Source organism: Cellulophaga lytica DSM 7489 (assembly GCF_000190595.1).
GTDB lineage: Bacteria > Bacteroidota > Bacteroidia > Flavobacteriales > Flavobacteriaceae > Cellulophaga > Cellulophaga lytica.
In genome coordinates this window covers 1,692,758-1,715,750 of sequence record NC_015167.1, presented here as the reverse complement: position 1 = coordinate 1,715,750, position 22,993 = coordinate 1,692,758, and the positions used below count along the sequence as shown (strand labels likewise).

27 protein-coding genes are annotated in these 22,993 nt (G+C 30.8%); 17 read left to right on the top strand and 10 right to left on the bottom strand.

Annotated features, from left to right (window positions below; genetic code table 11):
- The first annotated feature begins 141 nt into the window (after window positions 1-141).
- The 14 genes from CELLY_RS16680 to CELLY_RS07665 all read left to right on the top strand — a co-directional run bounded on the left by CELLY_RS16680 (window position 142) and on the right by CELLY_RS07665 (window position 10,895).
- Window positions 142-1,212 (top strand): YaaC family protein, encoded by a 1,071-nt coding sequence (locus CELLY_RS16680; protein WP_013621107.1) that lies wholly within the window; start codon window positions 142-144, stop codon window positions 1,210-1,212.
- A gap of 221 nt (window positions 1,213-1,433) precedes the next feature.
- On the top strand, window positions 1,434-2,066 hold the full coding sequence (locus CELLY_RS07720; protein ID WP_013621106.1) for a hypothetical protein: 633 nt from the start codon (window positions 1,434-1,436) through the stop codon (window positions 2,064-2,066).
- 163 nt (window positions 2,067-2,229) lie between these two features.
- Window positions 2,230-2,952 (top strand): DUF1444 family protein, encoded by a 723-nt coding sequence (locus CELLY_RS07715; protein WP_013621105.1) that lies wholly within the window; start codon window positions 2,230-2,232, stop codon window positions 2,950-2,952.
- Between the two features lie 104 nt (window positions 2,953-3,056).
- Window positions 3,057-3,680 carry a leucine-rich repeat domain-containing protein gene (locus tag CELLY_RS07710; RefSeq protein ID WP_013621104.1) on the top strand — a complete coding sequence of 208 codons (624 nt, stop codon included), beginning with the start codon at window positions 3,057-3,059 and terminating at the stop codon, window positions 3,678-3,680.
- A gap of 215 nt (window positions 3,681-3,895) precedes the next feature.
- A complete protein-coding gene (locus tag CELLY_RS07705; protein ID WP_013621103.1) occupies window positions 3,896-4,237 on the top strand; it encodes a hypothetical protein in 342 nt (113 codons plus the stop codon).
- Between the two features lie 203 nt (window positions 4,238-4,440).
- A complete protein-coding gene (locus CELLY_RS17055; protein WP_169309921.1) occupies window positions 4,441-4,599 on the top strand; it encodes a hypothetical protein in 159 nt (52 codons plus the stop codon).
- A gap of 1,019 nt (window positions 4,600-5,618) precedes the next feature.
- The gene (locus tag CELLY_RS07700) at window positions 5,619-6,077 is read left to right on the top strand and encodes a DUF5684 domain-containing protein (protein WP_013621101.1); all 459 of its coding nucleotides are present in this window, start codon (window positions 5,619-5,621) and stop codon (window positions 6,075-6,077) included.
- 98 nt (window positions 6,078-6,175) lie between these two features.
- Window positions 6,176-7,081 carry a DUF3592 domain-containing protein gene (locus tag CELLY_RS07695; protein ID WP_013621100.1) on the top strand — a complete coding sequence of 302 codons (906 nt, stop codon included), beginning with the start codon at window positions 6,176-6,178 and terminating at the stop codon, window positions 7,079-7,081.
- Window positions 7,082-7,188: 107 nt separating this feature from the next.
- Window positions 7,189-7,719, top strand: a complete 531-nt coding sequence (locus CELLY_RS07690) for a hypothetical protein (RefSeq protein WP_013621099.1) — start codon at window positions 7,189-7,191, stop codon at window positions 7,717-7,719.
- 190 nt (window positions 7,720-7,909) lie between these two features.
- Window positions 7,910-8,746, top strand: coding sequence for an SH3 domain-containing protein (locus CELLY_RS07685; protein WP_013621098.1), 837 nt, complete (start codon window positions 7,910-7,912; stop codon window positions 8,744-8,746).
- 285 nt (window positions 8,747-9,031) lie between these two features.
- Window positions 9,032-9,286, top strand: a complete 255-nt coding sequence (locus tag CELLY_RS07680) for a hypothetical protein (protein ID WP_013621097.1) — start codon at window positions 9,032-9,034, stop codon at window positions 9,284-9,286.
- Window positions 9,287-9,367: 81 nt separating this feature from the next.
- Window positions 9,368-9,913, top strand: a complete 546-nt coding sequence (locus tag CELLY_RS07675) for a hypothetical protein (RefSeq protein ID WP_013621096.1) — start codon at window positions 9,368-9,370, stop codon at window positions 9,911-9,913.
- Window positions 9,910-10,479, top strand: coding sequence for a pentapeptide repeat-containing protein (locus tag CELLY_RS07670; protein ID WP_013621095.1), 570 nt, complete (start codon window positions 9,910-9,912; stop codon window positions 10,477-10,479). Before CELLY_RS07675 ends, CELLY_RS07670 begins: the two co-directional genes overlap by 4 nt.
- Window positions 10,480-10,544: 65 nt before the next feature.
- Window positions 10,545-10,895: a hypothetical protein gene (locus CELLY_RS07665; protein ID WP_013621094.1), complete on the top strand. Its 351-nt coding sequence runs from the start codon at window positions 10,545-10,547 to the stop codon at window positions 10,893-10,895.
- Window positions 10,896-10,968: 73 nt separating this feature from the next.
- Here the strand turns inward: CELLY_RS07665 and CELLY_RS07660 are convergent, their stop codons facing one another.
- On the bottom strand, window positions 10,969-11,433 hold the full coding sequence (locus tag CELLY_RS07660; RefSeq protein WP_013621093.1) for a CBS domain-containing protein: 465 nt from the start codon (window positions 11,431-11,433) through the stop codon (window positions 10,969-10,971).
- A 120-nt stretch (window positions 11,434-11,553) separates the two neighbouring features.
- On the opposite strand from CELLY_RS07660, the gene CELLY_RS07655 reads away from it, so the two are divergent.
- From CELLY_RS07655 to CELLY_RS07645, 3 genes are all read left to right on the top strand, one after another.
- Complete coding sequence (locus CELLY_RS07655) at window positions 11,554-13,833, top strand: M28 family peptidase (RefSeq protein ID WP_013621092.1); 2,280 nt, start codon at window positions 11,554-11,556, stop codon at window positions 13,831-13,833.
- On the top strand, window positions 13,830-14,633 hold the full coding sequence (locus CELLY_RS07650) for an NAD(P)H-binding protein (RefSeq protein WP_013621091.1): 804 nt from the start codon (window positions 13,830-13,832) through the stop codon (window positions 14,631-14,633). The genes CELLY_RS07655 and CELLY_RS07650 overlap by 4 nt, the downstream gene beginning before the upstream one ends.
- Window positions 14,634-14,762: 129 nt before the next feature.
- A complete protein-coding gene (locus CELLY_RS07645; RefSeq protein ID WP_013621090.1) occupies window positions 14,763-15,143 on the top strand; it encodes a hypothetical protein in 381 nt (126 codons plus the stop codon).
- An 81-nt stretch (window positions 15,144-15,224) separates the two neighbouring features.
- Here the strand turns inward: CELLY_RS07645 and CELLY_RS07640 are convergent, their stop codons facing one another.
- The 9 genes from CELLY_RS07640 to CELLY_RS07600 form a co-directional block, all read right to left on the bottom strand.
- On the bottom strand, window positions 15,225-16,151 hold the full coding sequence (locus tag CELLY_RS07640; RefSeq protein ID WP_013621089.1) for a DUF3078 domain-containing protein: 927 nt from the start codon (window positions 16,149-16,151) through the stop codon (window positions 15,225-15,227).
- A 69-nt stretch (window positions 16,152-16,220) separates the two neighbouring features.
- Window positions 16,221-16,733, bottom strand: coding sequence for a DUF2480 family protein (locus tag CELLY_RS07635; protein WP_013621088.1), 513 nt, complete (start codon window positions 16,731-16,733; stop codon window positions 16,221-16,223).
- Window positions 16,734-16,770: 37 nt separating this feature from the next.
- A complete protein-coding gene (locus tag CELLY_RS07630) occupies window positions 16,771-17,094 on the bottom strand; it encodes a DUF59 domain-containing protein (protein WP_013621087.1) in 324 nt (107 codons plus the stop codon).
- Between the two features lie 24 nt (window positions 17,095-17,118).
- Complete coding sequence (locus CELLY_RS07625; protein ID WP_013621086.1) at window positions 17,119-17,541, bottom strand: SufE family protein; 423 nt, start codon at window positions 17,539-17,541, stop codon at window positions 17,119-17,121.
- Between the two features lie 99 nt (window positions 17,542-17,640).
- On the bottom strand, window positions 17,641-18,867 hold the full coding sequence (locus tag CELLY_RS07620) for an aminotransferase class V-fold PLP-dependent enzyme (protein WP_013621085.1): 1,227 nt from the start codon (window positions 18,865-18,867) through the stop codon (window positions 17,641-17,643).
- A gap of 28 nt (window positions 18,868-18,895) precedes the next feature.
- The gene (sufD, locus tag CELLY_RS07615) at window positions 18,896-20,212 is read right to left on the bottom strand and encodes a Fe-S cluster assembly protein SufD (protein ID WP_034647069.1); all 1,317 of its coding nucleotides are present in this window, start codon (window positions 20,210-20,212) and stop codon (window positions 18,896-18,898) included.
- Window positions 20,213-20,287: 75 nt separating this feature from the next.
- Window positions 20,288-21,040: a Fe-S cluster assembly ATPase SufC gene (gene sufC / locus CELLY_RS07610; RefSeq protein WP_013621083.1), complete on the bottom strand. Its 753-nt coding sequence runs from the start codon at window positions 21,038-21,040 to the stop codon at window positions 20,288-20,290.
- A gap of 99 nt (window positions 21,041-21,139) precedes the next feature.
- The gene (gene sufB / locus CELLY_RS07605; protein ID WP_013621082.1) at window positions 21,140-22,585 is read right to left on the bottom strand and encodes a Fe-S cluster assembly protein SufB; all 1,446 of its coding nucleotides are present in this window, start codon (window positions 22,583-22,585) and stop codon (window positions 21,140-21,142) included.
- 78 nt (window positions 22,586-22,663) lie between these two features.
- Window positions 22,664-22,993: a HesB/IscA family protein gene (locus CELLY_RS07600; protein ID WP_013621081.1), complete on the bottom strand. Its 330-nt coding sequence runs from the start codon at window positions 22,991-22,993 to the stop codon at window positions 22,664-22,666.

The window sequence follows — 22,993 nt, the reverse complement described above, 5'->3', positions numbered from 1 at the left end:
TTTGTACCACAAAAATAATTACTATATTGTAAGAAAAATAACTAAAACATACTGCCATATGTGCGTTTACATAACCCTATTGGCGAAATAAACGCAATAAATTGCGTTTATTAACTAGTTGTGCCCAATTAAAACCAAACTATGCCAAGACAATTTGAAAATGGAATAAAAGCTACCTACAAACATCAAGGAGTTAAATATTTTCCATTTAACTCTGAGCCTGGAACTTCTTATGTTTTAACTTCTGACCCTTGGGCATATTTAAGAGCTTGGATTGACCAACAAATAAATAGTACACAAGGAGACAAAAAGAAGAGATTAATTAAGGCAAAATACTTTTCAGAACAAGCCGAAAGTTTTCAAATTGCTGCGGAAAAGACAAGATTACCAACTAAGGCGACTCTTTGTTATTATTCCTTGCTGAATCTGACTAAAGCTTTTCTATCTGTAAAGGGTCTTGAATTAGAAAAGAAAGAAGAAAGTCACGGAATATCTTTAGGTCATAATCCTGACGAATTAACTGTTTTTGGTCCTCTTCAAAATTGCACTAATATATTTCTCGAATTTTCTAAGCATTTAGGAAAACCTATTACTGGAAAGCATAAGGTGAATATAAAAGACATTATTTGTGACATTCCAGAAATTCACGAACTAGGTTTTACTTTAGGGAAAATTTCACAAAGAAAATATCTGCCGGTAACCATTGACTTTTTGACCAATGAAGACAAAACAAAATTGTTTACGGAATTGAGCTTTAGAAAAGAAAATGATGCAAGATTACAAATTGATAAGTTTTACAAAAACAATAGAAAAAAGTACTTCAAGCTAAGAGAGACAGAAGACAACGGAGATTCCATTTACAGAAGTACTAAAAGAAAGAATTATACTCACGCGAATTTTCCTCGTATTTACAAAAACATCTGTAAAGAATACAAAGAACTTGACATATCAATACTACTTACAAGAGACGGTTATAAATACTATGTGAATTTAAAACCAAATGCATATCATCAACTTGCGAATTTATTAATGATGACGTTTTATATGGGAAGTTTAGCAAGGTATCGACCGACAAAAACCCAAGAAATTTTAAGTGGAGAAATGTATCCATTAATTACAGAAATAATAGACACTTGTCCGAGACAGTTTCTTTACAAAATTGTTAGCTTGATAACGGAAAGTGTTTGTGCTGTTCCGAAAGCAAAAATATAACTGGGCACAACAATGTATAAAAAAAATAGGGCAAAAAATGCTTAATCGAAAGGTCTGTGTGTATTTGCCAAGTTGCCAAATTTTTAAATTTGGTATATTTAAAACGAGAAAAGATAAATAACAAAATTTAAAAATTCGGCTTTAGCTCAATCAGAAAAGTAATGTATACAACTGCCCTACTTTTCTTATACTAGACCGTTGTACACCATTTGACAAAACCTATGCGAAAAATTATATTCCTGATTTTAATTTTACAATCTTCACTAACTTCTGCACAAATTCAGCAATACTTTTTTGTAGATGACGTGGAAGTTGTTGAATATCTCTATGTGAAAATTTGCATTGGAGAAAATGGAGAAACTATTTCTGTGACTGAAATTCCGGAAAGAACTACTTACAAAAACAAAGATATCATTCAACAGATTATAGAATATCGGAAAGAAATTGATTTTTTACCAGGAAGTAAATTTAGTAATCAGTGTTTCGACTATCCATTTACTATTGTGAATTCCAAATATGAATCGATAAAAGAACTGGACTCAAATTGTGTTGTGGATTTTGGAAAAGGAAAATATAGATATATAAACCCTGAATATAGAGACGTCAAAATAAAAAGACGGAAAAGAAAACAGATTGAGAAAACAAAAGATTCAAAATCCGTTTATAAAATCGAATGGATTTCACCTTGTAATTATGTTTTGACCTATTTAAAAGTTTCAAAACCTAAATACGAATATTTAATTGGACAAAAAATAGATGTCAAAATTATTGACGTTCTTGAAAATGGAAATTATGTCTATTTTTCAAATTTATCTGACCGAACTTATGGATTTGAAGAAATGGAAAAACTATAAAAAACGGTGTACAACAATGTATAACCGCAATTACGGCGGATTCGACTACGTCCGAATCCACTCGGAATTGCTAACGTCTGTGACAAACCGAAAATTAACGCATATTAACCCGTAACTGCCGGTTATACGAGACCGTTAGGTGTCATTGCGAAAAAATAAAAATATGAGCTTATTCAAAAAATTATTTGGAAAATCAAAAGAAATCGAAAGAGAAGAACCGACAGTTCATAACCCCACAGAGGAGGAACAGGTGGTTAATCGAAAAAAAGAAACCAAGGGCGAATCGGTTAGAATACTCCCAAGAATCAAAGTGGATTATTCACACGAAATTTATAATGACGATAAATCAAAACCATTTACAGGAAATCCTATGCCAAATGAAATGGAAATACCTGAAGACCAAAAACCAATTGTAAAATCCTTGTATGAAGATTTGATTCTTTGTTTTGCCGTTGACCAAGGGAACAGCTACAAAATCCTTCAAAACGAAGTCTTTAAAAAGAATCCGAATCTTAATGAAGATTTGCTTCAACAAATAAGTGTGAATGCCTTAATTGAAGAAATAGGTGAACAAATAAAAATGAATGGTGATCCTGAACATATAATTATGGTAACTGCTGGTGGAAATTTTGAAGCCGCAATAATCCTTTTAGATAATTTCTGGCAACAAATTCACCAACTAATTAATGGGAATGCTATAATATCTATCCCTGCAAGAGACTTGCTTTTTATTTGTAGAGAGGGAAATCAAGAAGCAATTCAAAAATTGAGAGAAATCACAAAAGGGTATTTTGACAATCCAGAAATTCAGGGACTTTTATCAAAAGCGTTGTATCTGAAAGAATCGGGAAAAAGAGAATTAAAAATCATAGAAAAAACATTTTAATAAAAAAGAATACGACACCTAACAATAAGTATGATCGCATATCTGCTCGTACCTCGCAGAGACGACGACATACTATCATCCGTTAGGCATAATTATAAAAAAATATGGAAATAAAAATAATACTTTACGGAATTTCAATTTTTACTATTATCACAGGTAGTTGGATACTTTATTATGCAATTAAAAAATGGAATCCAGATTTTAAACCTAAAAAGTTAACAGCAAAATTACTAAGGGAAATATTAGGTTCAAAAGGTTCTCAAATCTTTAGTGGCATAATGGGCGGTATTTTAATATTATTTGGTATTACTCTTACTTATTTAATGTTAACAAAAGATATGCGTAGTAAAAGTAATAAATACGCCAAATCTGAATGGATATTGATAACCAAATTTGATGGAAAAAATCGGTCTGTTCTTAATTCTAAAATAGAAATTGAAAATAAAAAAATTTCTAGAATGGGAAAGGAACATTTAAAAGGCTATCAGCAGATAAGTTTTAAAGATATGGGAATTGATAAAATTCCAGACTTTGTATGGGACATGACTAATCTAGAAACACTAGATTTAACAAATAACGAAATTTCTAAAATACCAAATGAAATAAGCAAACTTACAAAGCTAAGACGTCTAATTTTAACTGGAAATAATATAGAAAACAAACATCTTAAAGAACTAGAAGAATTAACAGGAGCAGAAATAACTAAGCCTAACAATACCTATAAGTAATGCGGAATTTGTTGTTTAATCTAAAGTAAGCGTATATTTACTATGTCCGCAAAATCTTTTGGATTTTGCTCTGGTGAAAAAATATAAATCAAAACAAAAAGCTTTTGCTAGGTGCGAAGACGGAAACAAAAAGGTTTCCTTGCCTCCGCACTACTCATAGCTGAAACGTTGTGTGTAAGTTGAGAAAACTCATCGTTTAGAACAAAATTCAGAAAATGAAATTAAAACTTTACCATAAAATAATTCCGATTTTGACAATTCCAGTTTTTGGGATTTTCGTTGTTTTTTATGGCTATCAATTCTTGTCTACTATGTCTGACAGTAATGGACTTTGGGGAAATATGTATAGTTATTATGATTTATCCAAAACACAATTTGCGATTTATAAATTAATTGTAACTCTGATTTTAATTGGACTGATTTTTTCTCAATCAATATTTCTGGTTATTAAGAATATAAAAAAACTGAATAAAACCTTTGTGATTATGGCTGTGTTAATCGGATTTTGGATTATTGCCGAAATTTATATGCAGACAAAATTTATTGGAAAAGGTTGATAACGGAATGAATAAAAAACGTTACACAACAATGCATAACCGCAATTACGGCGGATTCGACTACGTCCGAATCCACTCGGAATTGCTATAGTCAGTGCTAAATCGAAAATTTAAACATAAAAACCCGTAACTGACGGTTATACGAGACCGTTGGCATTCATTGACACGAAACGCAATATGAACCAATAAAATCGGAATAATAAATGAAAAAAATAAAATTACTTGGTTTCATAGGCTTAATTGGATTTTTGCCTTATTTTATTGATTGCCCATATTATTTAAAATATTTCAAACTTTTCTTTTTCTTCTTTTGGATAGAAGCAGTTTATGAATTCTTTACTAAAAAGAGAAAAACAGAATAAAATAATTGAACTCGGAATTAAACTAGTTTGCAGAATTGAAAACTGAATTGATAACCAAAACCCGAATTGAAAGCGGAATTTAGCAAATTGCGGAATTGCTCACTCAATCGGAATTGAAAAATTTACGGAATAAAATAATGACCGAATTCACTCAAACGCAGGAAAAACAAAAAGTTAGTTAAGTCGAATAAAAATAAGTCGGAATAAAAATAAGTCGGAATAAAAAACAACGAAATGCCAACAAAGTACTGTGGTAAAAAACAAGTTAAAACTCATTAATTATTAACTAAAATACTTCTATAAAAATCATCATATATTAGTCCTGATTTTGCAATAGCAAAGGCTTAGTGCTCGCCTACTTACGAATCCCGAAGCGTCGGGACTCGCGGATTTTCTATTCGGTTTTTATTTACTAAATTGGGGGCTTAAACACGCCACTAACTATATACATAAACGTTAGTAATTATAATAAATATTATGAATTATAAAAATTTACTAAAATATAGTTTAACCATCCTACTATTAATATCACTTATTGAAAAATTATATGTATGGATTTATATATATGTTTTAGAAGAATCAATATATTTTCATTTTATTATTTTAGAAATTTTGGCTATATTATTTTTGATTTTTCTAGCTATAAAAAATAAAAAATTGAAACCTCATTAAATATAAATTTTAATCACACATTAAAATATAGTCTTCTTTTTATTTTATTTACTTCATTTTTTGAGAAATTTTGCTATTTAATCCTTAACATTCAAACGCCTAAAAGCGTAGGTTTTTTTCAATTACTTTTTAACCCAATTAATACTGGAATTATTTTTTCATTTTGCTTAGTTTTTCTAATTCTAAAAATCAGAAAAACTAAAATTTCATTTAATGTCTTTTTAATTTATATACTAACTTTTATTATTACAAACTGTGTTTTAAAATATGGAAATGATTTAATTTTTCATTATTTAAATAAAATCATACATCCAGTAAGTCAAACCCAGAAAGCAGAAGTTGGATTAATGAACTTAGTAACGAATTTTAGTGGAGGTGAGACTTTTGAACGTCCTTCGTTTAATATTATAACTGAATTATTTATATATCCTTTTGACAATATAATATTTTCATTAAAGAGTTTTAATATCACAATGTTTTTAACTTCTATTTTATATTCTAAGCTCATCTTATCTACTTTTATTATATTCTATTACAGTTCATATGTTTTATTTGTAAATCATAATAAAAAAGGCTTATACGCTTTAATCCCAATTAAAAAAGATTTAATCTTTTTAGAAATTACCAAAAAGCCATTATGGTGGCTTATTTTATTATTAATCCCATTCATTAGAATAGTCCCCAAATATCTTATCAATGTAGAATTATCTAAACTATATCAAAAAAAGAATAGTTATTCTTATGGAATGACATTAATGCCCTGGTTATTTTATGGAATGGTAATATTGAATGATAAAACAAAATAAAAAATTCGGCTCGTGCTAAATCCGAAAAGTTAGCGTTTATTTATACGCTCCGTTTCATACACAAAACCGTTAGCAAAAATTATAAAAAATAAAATCTCTTGAGCTACATAGTTTCAATAACTAGAAAGGACATTCCAAAAATTGATAAAATTGCATGGGATCTGCTAGAAAAGCTTGACCTTAGAGAAAAGAATAAAAAGCCTAGACAGGATTTTGTGACTTTAATTCAAAAATTCACATCTAAATACCCTTGTATTTCTGAATTATCAGATGAAAATATTGATGATGGAATTTGGAGCGATGGTCCATTAATTGATAATGCTGGACACGACATTACCATTCTTGGATTGACCTATGAAAAGGTAGACGAGGTTCTTCCTTTTTTAATTAATACAGCAAATGAGAATGGATTTGTGGTTTTTGATAAACAAACTAATATTATTCATCGCAGTAATGATAATAAACAGAGATGGATTTGGGCTTTGGCTATGATTCTTTCAATAGTTGTTTTTCTATTATTTATACCTAATAGTATTTATAATCTTTCTCCACTAATATTTTCAGTACTTGGTACTGCATTAACAATGTTTTGTTTAATTCAAACTTTTTACAATTTTAGAAATATTCAAGATTATCACGACAGAGTTGAGCACGGAAATGATATGAAGTTTAAACTTTTAGCTATTTCATCTATTCCCCTGTGTTTTATACTTTATATGACTTTTATAATGAATTTTACTTTTAAAAAATCAAATGATATCTCCCAATATGGAATAAAAACTAATGGCACAATAATATCAACTAATATTACTAAGATAGTAAGAAAAACAGGGACTGGCAAAATTTATTATGCTAAAGTCAAGTTTATAACCGAAGACGGACAGACTATAATTGCCGAAGAACAAATTAATAAAGAAGAACATAAAAATCTTATTATTGGTCAACAAATAGAATTGAGTTATTCTGGCAAAGACCCAACAATAGTGGAACTCAAAATAGAATAAACTTGCAAATAACTATTGCTAACAATCCTTAAACGTAATACGGATTTTTGAGCTAAAACTAAACAATAAGCTTAACTCAACCATTATACACAAGCTAAAAAATTAATATGCTAGAAAGTTTATTATTCATATTTCTAATTTTTGTTGGAGGAATAACCTTAATAATTTCTCTAATTTTTATACTAATTGGGCTTAGCAAGAAATCTTCTAAAGTAAAAAAGATAGGTTACGGCATAGGAATTGTTTCAATTTTATGTTTTGGACTAATAGCTTTATACTACTTACTCATTTTACCATCGTTGCATAAAAATCAAATGGATGACTTAGCTGGGACTTACCAATTGTATGACTCTTCCAAACAAATAATTGCTAAAAAAGAGTTACATAGTCAATACCCAGAATTAATTTTATTAGCGGACGGAACTTATAAATTTGATGAAATCGAAGGTGTTGGACTTCAAAAAAATGGAACTTGGAAAACGGGTGGCATAGATGGAATGTTAGAGTTTGATGTTAAGCAAGGAAGAGAATGGGCAAGTCCTTCAGGAGACGAGAATGATGCAACTTTGACCTTTGAATATCAAAATAACCAAGATGATCGGGAGAACACCAAACTAATTGTATTTGTAAAAAAATAGGTGTAAAAAAAGCCTGTGTACAACACAACCTACAAACAATACTAACCTCAGACCTGCTCCCTCAGTCTCCTATCAGTTAATTTTTTAACACCGAATATAAATTGAAAAACCACGAATATATATTGGTGGTTACTTTAGTATAAAATAATCTTAATATTTAGACTGTTATAAATTTGAAAAGATTACAGTTATGATTAAGAGTACTCACATATTAAGCCTAGTGTTATTATTTGCTTCTTTTTCTTGTAAAAAAGTCATTACCCCACAAAAGAACCAAATTAGTAATGAAAAAAAAATATTAGCAAACGATGAAGCTTCTATAATTAGTGCGGCCAAAATAGCAACAAAAAACACAGTAGATTTAGACATAATATCTTCAAAAGGAGTATCTATTATGAGTAAGCATATAGTTACATTTGATTATGGTCATGATAATTTTTTAGATGCGCTAGTGTTTTGGGGGTTTAAAAACAACTCAGACAATTCATTTTATAAGTCAAAAATTTTATTCTTAAGAAATAATGGAAAAGAATTGATAGCTACAGATTCTTTAACTTATACAAGCAAATACATAATACCTTCCCAAAGCAAAACCTTTTACTCTAATAGAGGTGATGGTATTATAATTGAAAAATACTCTTCTGATGCTTACGGAAAACTATCGGATACTATTAGCAGCAGAGGAATAGTTATTTATCTTAGAAATTCATTATCCCTTGATCGTATATCAACCAACGATATCAAGTTCAACTTTACAAGAACAAACCATTGGAAATACGTATCAGCAAAAAAAGGTCTTTATTGCAGAGATCAGCCTGGAAAAAAAGGAAAAGTAATTCATACATTAAATTACGGAGAAGCTGTAAACGTTATCCGAAGAACAAATAAAAAATTAACAATTTATAATGAGGATATAAATGAATACATTACTGGAGACTGGGTGTGTATAAAATTAAATACAAACAGTACATATGCTACTGAAGGTTATGTTTTTAATGGTTATTTAACAGACGATAATCCTAATTAAAACACAGTAATTAATTAAAGTTATTGCTAATATATTAAGGCTTAAGTATAAAGATCAAAAACCAGTGAGTGATTTTGGGCCATTCTTTGATACACCTTCAAAAATTTTAAAATGGAATGGAGATGGAACATTTAGCGAATAACGTTTGCTAATAACGTGTGTAATTAATTGCTAGTTCTAACCCATATACAAATCCCAAAGCGTATGGGCTCGCCGACTTTCTGCATATTATTTATTTGTTAACTTTAGTGCTTAAACTACATAAACACATTAGCACACATAAATATGAGTGAAATTCTTAAAAAAATTAAACTAGAAATTGATAACTACGCAAAGGACTCTAATTTAACTGAATTACAAATAGTTGAAAAATTAGAAAAACACTACTTTAATAAAAAAGTAAACGATAATTTAAAACTGTACAAAAAAGGGAAGAAAAAGGTAAGTGACATTACAAAGGATCTGAAAATATCTCCACGAAAATTTTATGCAATTTTAGAAAAGAAGAAAATAGAACACAAAAAGTACAATAAAGGCTAAAAAACTGAGAAAATATAGGAACCTAAAAAATGTTGATTTAGTATACTTGCGTATTCTCAAAGTTTAGAATAACAATACATAATGCCAGAAAACAAAACTATTTTTTATCAATCTAAAAAAGAAAAAGTTATACGAATACTTGTGTTTACTATTCTTCTACTCTTTTTTATAGGATTATCAATACTCTCTTTAACAATGTTTATGAGTTTTTTTGATGGCAAAACTATAACTGATATAAAATCTATATTTTTCTTAATATTTATCTCTATTATATTGCTTTCTCCTGTAGTAATTTCAATTTATTTACTGCTATTAATATACAATCAGTTTAAACAAAGCAAAGTAATATGTGAAATTGATACTAACACTATTTACGTTTCTGACTATACTATCTGGATAAAAAAAACAAGAACCATCCTTAAAAAAACCACAATTCCGATTGCTGATATAAAAAGTGTAGAAACTAAAAAAGTACTTTTTGAAACAATTATAAAGTTAGATTTTACTCTAAATAAATATAACACGCTTAAAGGAGGTATAAACTCCACTTTAAATAGAATCTCTGCTAAAGACAAAGCATTTTTTAAAAACAAAATTGAAGCTACACATAATAACAAAAACATATGAATGCGCTAATATTAGACAAAACATTTACCAAAGAAAATTTTACTATAAATAGATTGCCAACCGCAGAGTATGACAATTGCATTTTTAAAGAGTGTATGTTTACCGAAGCTTTTTTGTCTGATGTTAATTTTGTAGAATGTACGTTTATTGGCTGTGATTTTACCAATGCAAAAACCAAGAACACCTCTTTTAACAACACAACTTTTAATAATTGTAAGCTCTTAGGAGTACTGTTTAACAGCTGTAATCCTTTTTTGCTATCATTTACCTTTACAGATTGTAATTTGCAGCTAGCATCGTTCTATACGCTTGCTATTAAAAAGACGATGTTTAAAAATTGTAACTTAGAACAGGTAGATTTTTCTATGGCTAACCTAACCCAGTCTAGTTTTGATCGCTGTAATTTAAAGAATGCTATTTTTGATGATTCTAACTTAGAAAAAGCCGATTTTAGAACCGCTTATAACTATACTATAGACCCCGATAATAACAACTTAAAAGGTGCTAAATTCTCTAAAAATGGCTTAGCTGGTTTGTTAACTAAATACAAGATTAGTATAAGCTAAATTTAACATAACAGTTTTATTTGTAACTTGTTAAACATAAAACCTTTTAAAAATTACATATAAATTTGGAGACTACTTGTTTAGAATGCGGAAAAAAACTGGTTGGTAGAGCAGATAAAAAGTTCTGTGAAGATTATTGCAGAAATGCCTACAACAATAAAATTAATAAAGACAGTAAAAACCTAATTAGAAACATAAACAATAGGCTGCGTAAAAACTATAGGGTTTTAGATAGTTTTACTTTAACCGAGGGAAAAACCAAAACTACACGTACTAGGCTTATAGACAAGGGGTTTGACTTTGAGTTTATAACAAACACCTACACCACCAAAAAAGGAACTACCTATTTTTTTGTATACGACCTTGGCTATTTACCCTTAGATAATGATTATTATATGATTGTGAAACGCGAGTAGCTCTACTCCTTAAACAAAAAATGGTTTCTGGGGACAGAAACCATTCATAAAAAAAGAGAAATCATAAGGTACGCTATTTATAATTTTGCCCATTTAACTTTAATGCTGCAATTACTACATCTTTTCTACTAATTTGTCCAACTAAAATATCATTTTTAAGTACAGGAAGTCTGCGCCTATTGTGCCTAACAAAAATACCAGCTGCATCAAAAATACTTATGTCTGGAGAAATAAACTCTACATCTCTAGTCATAAAATTTTCTACACTTTTGTTTAGTATTGGCTGGTTAAAGTAACGACTCTCCGAGATTTGTTTCATACAATCTGCCTCAGAAATAATACCTACTAAAAATCCATTATTATCCAAAACCGGTCCACCAGAAATATTGTGCTTGGTAAACAGCTCCATTACTTCTAAAATAGATTGGTCTGGTTTAAACGTTATTAACTTTTTAGTCATATAGTCTTCTACTAAAATTGGTGCTTCAAATTCCTTTTTAACGGTCTTCCGCACTCCTTGAAAGCTTTTTATTCCCATAATATTTGGTTTTAGGTTAATCTTAAACTTAGTGATTTTTAATGAATTATCTAAATAAATTGCGTTAAAAGCATCAAATTTGTATAATTTTAAGGTATCAATTTAGAAATACGTAACAAAATGAACAGAATATCAAGAATTTTAACCTTAATACTTTTACTATTAGCAACTTACCTAAGTTTTGTTACTATAATGCCAACATATAAACAAGATGGTAATGCTTCTACAACATTTTTCTCTACAGATAGAGCACTAAAACACGTTGCTGAAATTGGTAAAAAACCACACGCAATTGGCTTTAAAGCCCACGCAGAGGTAAAAAATTATATAGTAGAAGAACTACAAAAATTAGGGTTAAAAACCACTGTACAAGAAGGCTACACTGCTGGCGATTGGGGTAATTTATCTTATGCAAGTAACATTTTAGCCAAAATTAAAGGCAAAACAAGCGATAAGGCTTTGTTGTTACTGTCGCATTATGATAGCAATCCGCATTCTTCATTAGGCGCTAGTGATGCTGGTAGTGGCGTAGCTACTATTTTAGAAAGTGTACGCGCCTATTTACAGGAAAATAAAACACCCAAAAACGATATTATTATTTTATTTTCTGATGGAGAAGAACTTGGTTTAAATGGAGCTGAATTGTTTGTAAACAAACATCCGTGGGCAAAAGATGTTGGTTTGGTTTTAAATTTTGAAGCTCGTGGAAGCGGTGGACCTAGTTATATGCTTATTGAAACCAACCAAGGAAACAGCAGACTTATTGAAGAATTTACTGCTGCAAACCCAGAATATCCAGTTGCAAATTCTTTCGCTTATAGTATTTATAAAATGCTTCCTAATGATACAGATTTAACTGTTTTTAGAGAAGATGCAGATATACAAGGTTTTAATTTTGCTTTTATAGATGATCATTTTGACTACCATACCGAAAAAGATAATTATGAGCGCTTAGATAAAAAAACTTTGTCTCACCAAGGAAGCTATTTAATGCCGTTGTTACAGCATTTTGCAGATGCAGACTTATCAACCTTAAAAACCAATGAAGACGCTATTTACTTTACCGTTCCTGTGTTTAAAACAGTGTCCTATCCTTTTAGCTGGATTTGGCCAATGTTTGCCATTGCTGTTCTACTATTTATAATACTACTTATATTAGGTTTTAAAAATAAGAAACTAGATGCCAAGGAAATTATTATTGGCTTTGCTCCGCTACTTATATCCTTACTTATTACGGGCGTAGTTGGCTATTTTAGTTATACAGTTTTAAAAATTATTTATCCACAATACAATGATATTCTACACGGTTTTACATACAACGGTTACACCTATATAACTACTTTTACCCTAGTAGCACTTGCTGTATGCTTTTACGTTTACCATAAATTTAAAAAACTAAAAACACCAAATTTAGTAGTTGCGCCAATTTTTATATGGCTTGTAATTTCTGGTATGGCTGCAGTATTTTTAAAAGGCGCCAGTTACACAATAATACCTGTATTTGCTTTATTAGCTTCTTTTATGATTGTTAGCAACCAAAAAAAACCAAATCCTTTTTTACTATTCTTTTTAACCCTACCGCTATTAGCCATATTTGCACCTTTTGTAAAAATGTTTCCTGTTGGTCTTGGTTTAAAAATGTTGGTTGCAAGTACTGTTTTAACAACACTTTTATTTGTTGCTATTACGCCAATATTTGGCTTTTACAAACATAAAAACAGACTTGCTTTACTTTGTCTATTGTTAAGTTTAGGTGGTTTTGCAATGGCACATTTAAAGTCTAACTTTACAAAAGATAATGCCAAACCTAGTAGTTTACTTTATGTATTAGACGCCAACAGCAATACTGCTAAATGGGCTACTTATGACAGTTATTTAACAGAGTGGACGGCACAATATGTAAACAATACAAAAACAAAACCACAGCAATTGGCTAGCAATACAATTAGCAGTAAATACAACTCTAACTTTACATACGTTACTAATGCTCCAATAAAAAATATACTTGTACCTAAAATTGAAAAAACAGTTGATACACTTATAAATAACCAAAGACATTTAAAAATTTGTATTACACCACAGCGTAAAGTAAACCGTTTAGATATTTATAAAAATAATGTAGCTTTAGCAAAAGCCACAGCAAACGGAGTACCATTACCAAATTACTCTTTATTAGATACTACAAATAAGTTTATAACCCATTACATTAGCAATAACAATTACACAGAAATTAGTTTAATTTTGGAGCCCAATGCACCTTTAGAACTTACTTTTTACGAGGCCTCTAATGATTTGCTAACCAACCAACATTTTAGCATACCTGCAAGACCTGTAAATGAAATACCAATGCCTTTTGTTTTAAACGATGCAATACTAATTACAAAAACAGTAAAATTTTGAAAAACAAAATAGCCGTATTTGGCTGCGGATGGCTGGGTTTACCTTTAGCCACTACATTGCAAAAGCAAGGATATAAAATTAATGGCAGTACTACTACTAAAGATAAATTAACACTATTAGAGCAACAATCTATAAATTCTTTTTTAGTTGATTTAAATGATAATGACTTTACAACACAATTAGATGCTTTTTTGAGCAATGTAGATGTGCTTATTATTAATATTCCACCAAGAATGAAAACTGGTGACACAAGTAGTTACCTTACTAAAATGAAGCTAGTACATAAACATAGTAAACTAGCAAACGTTAAAAAAGTAATTTTTGTAAGTAGTACATCTGTATACGGAGATTTAAATGGTGAAATAACCGAAAAAACCACTCCTAAACCCCTAACAAGCGCTGCAAAGCAATTGGTTGCTATAGAACAGTTGTTTTTAAACGATACAGGCTTAAAAACAGCCATAATACGTTTTGGAGGCTTAATTGGTAATGGTAGACATCCTATTTTTCATTTGGCAAAAAAAGACGAAGTAAACAACGGCAATTACCCTATTAACTTGATAGATATTACAGACTGTATTTCAATTATAGGGCTAATAATAGAAAAAAACTATTGGAACGAGATTTTTAATGCAGTGTATCCTTACTACCCATCAAAAGAAGAATACTATACACAAATAGCTAATACTAAAGGACTTAAACCACCTGTATTTACACATAACAAAAGCAACTCCGGGAAGAAAGTTATTTCTTACAATTTGATTTCTGTTAAATTTTACAATTTTGTGACATCAGTTTAAGATACTTTCACAACACTTTTTTAATGTTTCACAACAAAGGCATAGACCAAGTGTTAATTATAAACGCTGATTAACAGGCTTTTGTAGATTATTTGGTAAATTAGAGGTATCAATTAATCAAAAAATATAATGAAAAATACAGATATTAAATCAAGGATAGAAAACAACATCTATAGTTTAATTTCTTCTACATGCTCACAAAGAATAGATGATAAATCTAGAGCTTTACATATAGCAATTATAAAAAAACATTACAACGCCACAGATGTAACTATAGACTACTTTAGAAAAAGGTTAGATATGGATTTGGTGATAGACGATACATTTTATGATCCTAATACCATAAATACTTACATACCTACTTTTAAAGCTAATTTTTATTATTTAGACTTACAAGATTTTTTAAAATCTTGTATTGAAAGAGATGACAGAAGTATTGCATTTTATGCTAGTTTATTACGCTCTCTAAATTTTTTGGACGAACATCATAAACTACTTAAAACCGCTTGACAATTTACTTATATATAGAAAAGAAAAAAGACCGCAATTGCGGTCTTTTTTTATATTTTATAGTGTAGTAACTACAGTGTATTAAAATGCATAGTTTAAACCTAACATCCAAAACGATTGTAACTTATTGTCTACATCATCAAAAGACGTTGCTGTAGCAGGAGTTTGAGCTAAAGAGTAGTTTAAAGCTTCTTGTTTATTGCTTCTTAAGCCAAAGTCAAAACCAACACCAATCATTTTCCAAAGTGTGTACCCAAAAGAGTTTGTCCATGTTACGTTAGACAAGTCCGAGCTTTTATAGCTTTGAAACATTGATAAGTTAGACTTAAAGTTTACTGCACCAATTTTTTTAGTGTAATCTGCAACTATTTTAGCACCTAAAGACGACTCAAAAACAGCGTCGTTATCTGCAAACACAAAGTTGTAGTTTAATGGGTGTATTACCACTACTAGATCTTGTATTGGAGTCCAAGTAGCACCAACACCTAAATCTAAGTAACCAGGGTTGTTAAAGTTATTTAAAATAGTAGTTCTGTATTCTGCTAAACCAGAAATTGCAAATTTCTCTGATAATTTACGACCGTATAACGATGTTAGCGTAAAAACATCTGTAGTACCTTCAAACTTATCACTGTCGTTAGGGTTGTCCTTATCATCTAACTTTACCCAAGCAAGGTTTACGTTAGCAGAGTTTCTCCAGAAAAATTTATCTTGTTTAAGGTTAGCATAAGCATTAACAGTAAAACCAATATTACCAGAGTTGTTGTTAGGAGAACCTTGAGCGTACCAGTTATCAAAACTAGAAATAGTACCACCAATAGTACCAAAAGCACCCATTTTCCAACCTGGCATAGCGTCTAACTTAGCCTGTATAGCACCTATTCTTGCTTGTATAGCGGCAACAGAATCTTTTTTAACCGCTTGTTCTGCTTTTAATTCTTCTTCCGTTTGCGCAAAAGATACAGTTGCAACAAATAATAGTGCAGCTGTTAAAACAATTTTCTTCATTTTATAGTTTTTTTAATGGTTTAATGAAGCGCAAATGTAAGCATAGTTCTTTAAAATAAAAACCAACTTCTATTTTCTCTTGTATAGAGGCACAGAAGAACAGGCCTCTCCATACATGATACTTTTAGCGTAAGACTGCATTTTTGCTGTAGCCCATAAGTATGCATTTGGCGGCACTGGCTTGTTGCTACACCCCTTAATAATAACTGGTTTATCTTTATAAACAGAAAAATCTAAGTTAGCTATAATAGTCTGGTAAACAGAAGAATACAACTCCTCTAGGTTTCCTTGTACTATATATTTTGCATGTGGTTGTAGCTGCGTAGTAATTAACATATATGCCCAACCAGGCACTATGGCATCTGTAGAGCAATACAATGCTACATAAGCATTATTATATTGCTCCCAATTGTGCTTTGCAATATGTTCTCTAAAATCTTTTTCTTTTAAAATAAAGCCTTCAAAAAGCCAATCTTTTATATCTAAAAGCACTTTTTCTTCCTTTGGAAAGTAATCTTCCAAATCAAAAGTAACAAGTTTAGAACTTGCCACCCTATTTATAATTTCATTAGACTGTGCCATATAGTAAGATTTAAAAACCAGAAAATTTAGCTACTAATTACAAAAGTCCAAGCTCTAATTTAGCTTCTTCACTCATTAATTCTTGTGTCCAAGGCGGATCAAAAGTAATTTCTACCTCAGCACCTTTTACAAGGTCTAAAGATTTAACTTTTTCTTCTATCTCTACAGGTAAAGATTCTGCAACTGGGCAGTTAGGAGATGTTAATGTCATAAGTATTTTAACATCATTATCTTCATTTACAAAAACATCGTAAATTAAACCTAGTTCATATATATCTACAGGAATTTCTGGATCGTAAATAGTTTTTAAAACCTTTACAATATCTTCTCCTAATTGGTGTGTATCTACTGCTTCACTCATAACTTATATAATTGTTACTTGTTGTTATTTTAATTGCGTTTGGTATGCAATGGCGTACATTTTTATTTGCTTAATCATACTTACCAAACCATTTGCTCTTGTAGGAGACAAATGTTCTTTTAATCCAATTTCATCAATAAAACTGGTATCTGCATCAATAATATCTTTAGGGTGCTGCCCACTAAAAGCACGTATTAAAATAGCTATAATACCTTTTGTAATAATGGCATCACTATCTGCGGTAAAAGAAAGTTTATCTTCTTCTAAATCTGCATGTACCCAAACTTTACTTTGGCAACCTTTTATAATATTGTCATCGGTTTTGTATTGCTCATCTATTAAAGGTAATGACTTGCCAAGATCTATCATATATTCATAGCGTTGCATCCAGTCATCAAACATAGAAAACTCGTCTACTATTTCTTCTTGTATTTCTTTAATTGTCATAGTTCCTTTTTAATTTTACAAAAAGCCGAAGCGTTTATATTTAAAACAAAAATACGATAACAAAAGTGCTTATCAAATTAGCGTGTAGTAATTAACTTTTTATTGTAGCATTGCTACTGCTCTTTTTACACCAGCAACTAAAGTATCTACTTCTTCTTTTGTATTATAAAAGCTAAAGCTAGCCCTTACAGTACCTGGTATTGCGTAAAAATCCATTATTGGTTGTGCACAATGGTGGCCTGTACGTACTGCAATACCAAGTTTATCTAAAATAGATCCAATATCATATGGGTGAATGCTACCTGCGTTAAAAGATATAACAGATGTTTTTTCTAATGCTGTACCGTAAATTTTAAGTCCGTCTACCGTTAATAATTGCGTTGTTGCATACACTAGCAACTCATGCTCATAATCTGCAATAGCACTAAAACCAATAGCATTCATATAATCTAAAGCAGCACCAAAAGCTATACCACCGCAAATGTTGGGTGTACCAGCCTCAAACTTATGTGGCAAATCTGCGTAGGTTGTTTTATCAAAAGTAACCTCAGCAATCATTTCGCCACCACCTTGGTAAGGAGGTAGTTTATTTAACCACTCTTCTTTACCGTATAACATACCAGCCCCTGTTGGTCCGCACATTTTATGTGCAGATACAACATAAAAATCTACACCTAAAGCTTGCACGTCTGCTTTTATATGTGGTGCAGCTTGTGCGCCATCTATTAAAACAGCTGCACCAACATTGTGTGCAGCGTTTATAATTTCTTTTATAGGATTAACTGTCCCTAAAGCATTAGAAACGTGGTTACAAAAAACAAGTTTTGTTTTATTAGATAGTAACTCGTAATACGCGTCTAGTTCCAATTCACCATTAAGGTTCATTGGTATTACTTTTAAAACCGCACCAGTACGCTCACATAGCATTTGCCAAGGAACTATATTAGAATGGTGTTCTAATGCAGATACAATAATTTCATCTCCCTTTTTTAATAGTGATGAAAAACCATTTGCAACAAGGTTAATACCGTGTGTTGTACCAGCAGTAAAAATTATTTCGTGCGCAAATTTAGCATTAAAATGATGTTGTATTGTTGCTCTAGCTTGCTCATACTTATCTGTAGCTTCTTGAGAAAGTGTGTGCACACCTCTATGTATATTTGCATTGTAACCACTGTAATAGTCCACAATAACATCTAACACCTGTTTTGGCGTTTGTGATGTTGCTGCATTATCTAAATACACTAAAGGTTGCCCATTTACAGTTCTACTTAAAATAGGAAAATCTTTGCGTATTGTTTGGATATCTAGGGTTGTTTTCTGCATAATTTTTTAAGCTATCAGATTGTATTTTTTACAAGTCAAAACCTAAATTAACACCTAATTTATTAGCTATTAATTTATTAATTCTAACTTTTAATTCTGGTATACGTACGCTTTCTAATACGTTATTTGCAAAGGCATACATTAGTAATGCTCTTGCTTCTTTTTTAGGTATACCTCTAGACTGTAAGTAAAACAAAGCTTCTTCATCTAACTGGCCAATAGTACAACCGTGAGAACATTTAACATCATCTGCAAAAATCTCTAATTGTGGCTTTGTGTTAATAGTAGCTTTATCACTTATTAATATGTTGTTATTTTGCTGAAAAGCATTTGTTTTCTGAGCAATTTTATCAACTATAATTTTACCGTTAAATACACCTGTAGCGCTGTCTGCATAAATACCTTTATAATCTTGGTGACTCTCACAATTTGGCTCTATATGGTGTACTAATGTATGGTGGTCTACGTGTTGCTTATCTCCAATAATTGTAATACCCTTCATTGTAGAATCTATACGTTCTCCGTTCTGATAAAAATTAAGGTTATTACGCATTAATTTACCTCCAAAAGAAAAAGTGTGCACTTTTACGTGGCTTCCATCTTTTTGATCTACGTAAGTGTTATCTATAAGAGATGCAGAATCTACATCGTTTTGCACCTTATAATAATCTACAATTGCATTTTTTGCAGCAAAAATTTCTGTAACACAGTTTGTTAACACCTCATTACTAGTTAAACTCTGGTGACGCTCTATAATTTGCATTTCAGAATTTTCTTCGGCAATAATTAAGTTACGTGGTTGCAACATTAAAGCAGCATCATTACCTGTAGAGAAATGTATAATCTCTATTGGTTTTTTTGGTACTTTATTTTTTGGGATGTAAATGTATGCACCCTCTCTACTAAATGCAGTGTTTAATGTAGTTAAAGAGTCGTCTTTAGAAGCTACTTTATTAAAGTAAACATCTATAACAGCCTTATACATTGGTTTAGTTAATGCTGCACTCATTAAACAAATATCTACACCATCATGTGTAGTTTCAGACAAGTTAGAGCTATACACACCATCTACAAATACTATTTTATAAGTATCTATTTGATGTATAAAGTATTTTTTAACATCCTTATACTCTAAAGAACTTTCTTTTTTAGGAAAGATGCTAAAATCTATTTTTTGTAAGCTGTTTAATGAGGTGTATTTCCAGGCTTCCTCTTTTTTAGAAGGAAAACCTTTAGTTTCAAAATTTTTAATAGCCTCTGTACGTACATCGTGCACAGGGTTGTGTACGTCTACGTTATTCTCGAACGCTAAAAATGAAGAAACTAATTTATCTTTTAAATCCATATTATTTAATATTGAGTAGTAAGTAGTAGCTAATGCACAAGTATTATGCATTAAAAGAATTAACTTATTACTTTTTTAAACTGCCGCTTCCTGCTTAATCCAATCGTATCCTTTTTCTTCTAACTCTAAAGCAAGTTCTTTAGTTCCAGATTTTACAATTTTACCATTGTAAAGTACGTGTACATAATCTGGCACTATATACTCTAACAAACGTTGGTAGTGTGTAATAACAACAATAGCGTTGTCTTTACTTTTTAGTTTGTTTACACCATTAGCTACAATACGTAAAGCATCAATATCTAAACCAGAATCTGTTTCATCTAAAATAGCAAGTTTAGGCTCTAACATTGCCATTTGAAAAATCTCATTACGTTTTTTTTCACCACCAGAAAAACCTTCGTTTAAAGAACGAGATAAGAATTTACGGTCTATCTCTAACAACTCAGACTTATCTCTAATAAGTTTAAGCATATCTTTAGCCGGCATATCTTCTAAACCTTTTGCCTTACGAGACTCATTAATAGCCGTTTTCATAAAGTTAGTTACAGAAACACCAGGAATTTCTACTGGGTATTGAAATGATAAGAAAACACCATTATGAGCTCTTTCTTCTGGAGAAAGATCTTCAATGTTTTCTTCATTTAAAAAGATATCTCCTGCTGTAACCTCGTAAGTTTCATTACCAGCTATAACAGAAGCCAATGTACTTTTACCAGAACCATTTGGTCCCATAATAGCATGTACCTCTCCAGAGCCAACCTCTAAATTAATTCCTTTTAGTATTTCTTTGCCATCAACATTGGCGTGTAAATCTTTAATTTTAAGCATTTTATCGCTACTTTAATGTTCTTTATTTTTCTTTTCTTTTTTAGGGTATTTTTTTATCAATTTAAAAACACCCAGCGTTTCTTTATTAGAGAAACATGTTTATCCTACAGAGCCTTCTAAACTAATTTCTAATAGTTTTTGTGCTTCTACAGCAAATTCCATTGGCAACTTATTTAGTACTTCTTTACTAAAACCGTTTACTATTAATGCAATTGCTTTTTCTGTATCTATACCACGTTGGTTACAATAAAAAATTTGGTCTTCACCAATTTTACTTGTTGTAGCCTCATGCTCTATCATAGCCGATTTGTTTTTAGTCTCTATGTATGGGAACGTATGTGCACCACACTCATTCCCCATTAAAAGAGAATCGCACTGAGAAAAGTTACGTGCATTTTCTGCACGACTACTTACTTGTACTAAACCACGGTAACTATTTTGAGATTTACCTGCAGATATACCTTTAGAAATAATTGTACTCTTGGTGTTTTTACCTAGGTGAACCATTTTTGTACCAGTATCTGCTTGCTGGTAATTGTTTGTTACTGCAATAGAATAAAACTCTCCAATAGAGTTATCTCCTTTTAAAATACAAGAAGGATATTTCCATGTTACTGCAGAACCTGTTTCTACTTGTGTCCATGATACTTTTGCGTTTTTCTCGCACAAAGCTCTTTTTGTTACAAAATTATAAACACCACCTTTACCCTCTTTATTACCAGGGAACCAGTTTTGTACTGTAGAGTATTTAATTTCTGCGTCATCCATTGCAATTAACTCTACAACGGCTGCGTGTAATTGGTTTTCGTCTCTAGATGGCGCAGTACAGCCCTCTAAATAACTTACATAACTCTCTTGGTCTGCCACAACCAAAGTACGCTCAAACTGACCCGTACCTGCTTGGTTAATTCTAAAGTAAGTAGAAAGCTCCATTGGGCAACGTACGCCTTTAGGAATGTAACAGAAAGACCCATCTGTAAATACAGCCGAATTTAATGCTGCATAAAAGTTATCTGTAGTTGGCACTACAGTACCTAAATACTTACGCACCAACTCTGGATGTTCTTGTATAGCTTCAGAAATTGGCATAAAAATAATACCTTTTTCTGCTAATGTTTTTTGAAAAGTAGTGGCAACAGAAACAGAATCTACAACAATATCTACTGCAACATTTTGCAATTTCTTTTGTTCGTCTATAGAAATACCTAGCTTTTTATACATTTCTAACAACTCCGGATCTACATCATCTAAAGTTTTATTAGGATCTGCTTTTTTAGGGGCAGAATAGTAACTTATTGCCTGAAAATCTGGTTTTTCATAATTAACATTTGCCCAATCTGGTTCTTCCATTTTTTCCCAAACACGGTATGCTTCTACACGCCAGTCTGTCATCCACTTAGGCTCATTTTTCTTTTTAGAAATAGCTACAACAATTTCTTCACTTAATCCTATAGGAAAAGTATCAGACTCTATATCGGTATAAAAACCATATTCATACTCTTTGGTTTCTAGCTCTTTCTTTAACTCTTCTTCTGTATATGCCATATCATCTTAATTTGCTAACAAAAACATTATTTTATTAGCTAATTTTTAAATCTTTGCTTTTATATTTTTAATCATTGTTTATAACGAAAAACTTTCGCCACAACCACATGTTCTTTGTGCATTTGGATTATTAAACACAAAACCTTTTCCGTTTAATCCTCCAGAATACTCTAAAGTAGTTCCTACTAGATATAAAAAACTTTTTTTATCTACCACAATTCGTACCGCATTATCTTCAAAAACCTTGTCTGTTTCTGTTGTAGTTTTATCAAAATCTAATTCGTAAGATAAACCACTACATCCGCCGCTTTTAACACCAACACGTACAAAATCTTTTTCAGCATTAAAACCACTTTCTGTCATTAAATCTATGACTCTCTTCTTTGCTGTTTCTGAGACTTTTATCAT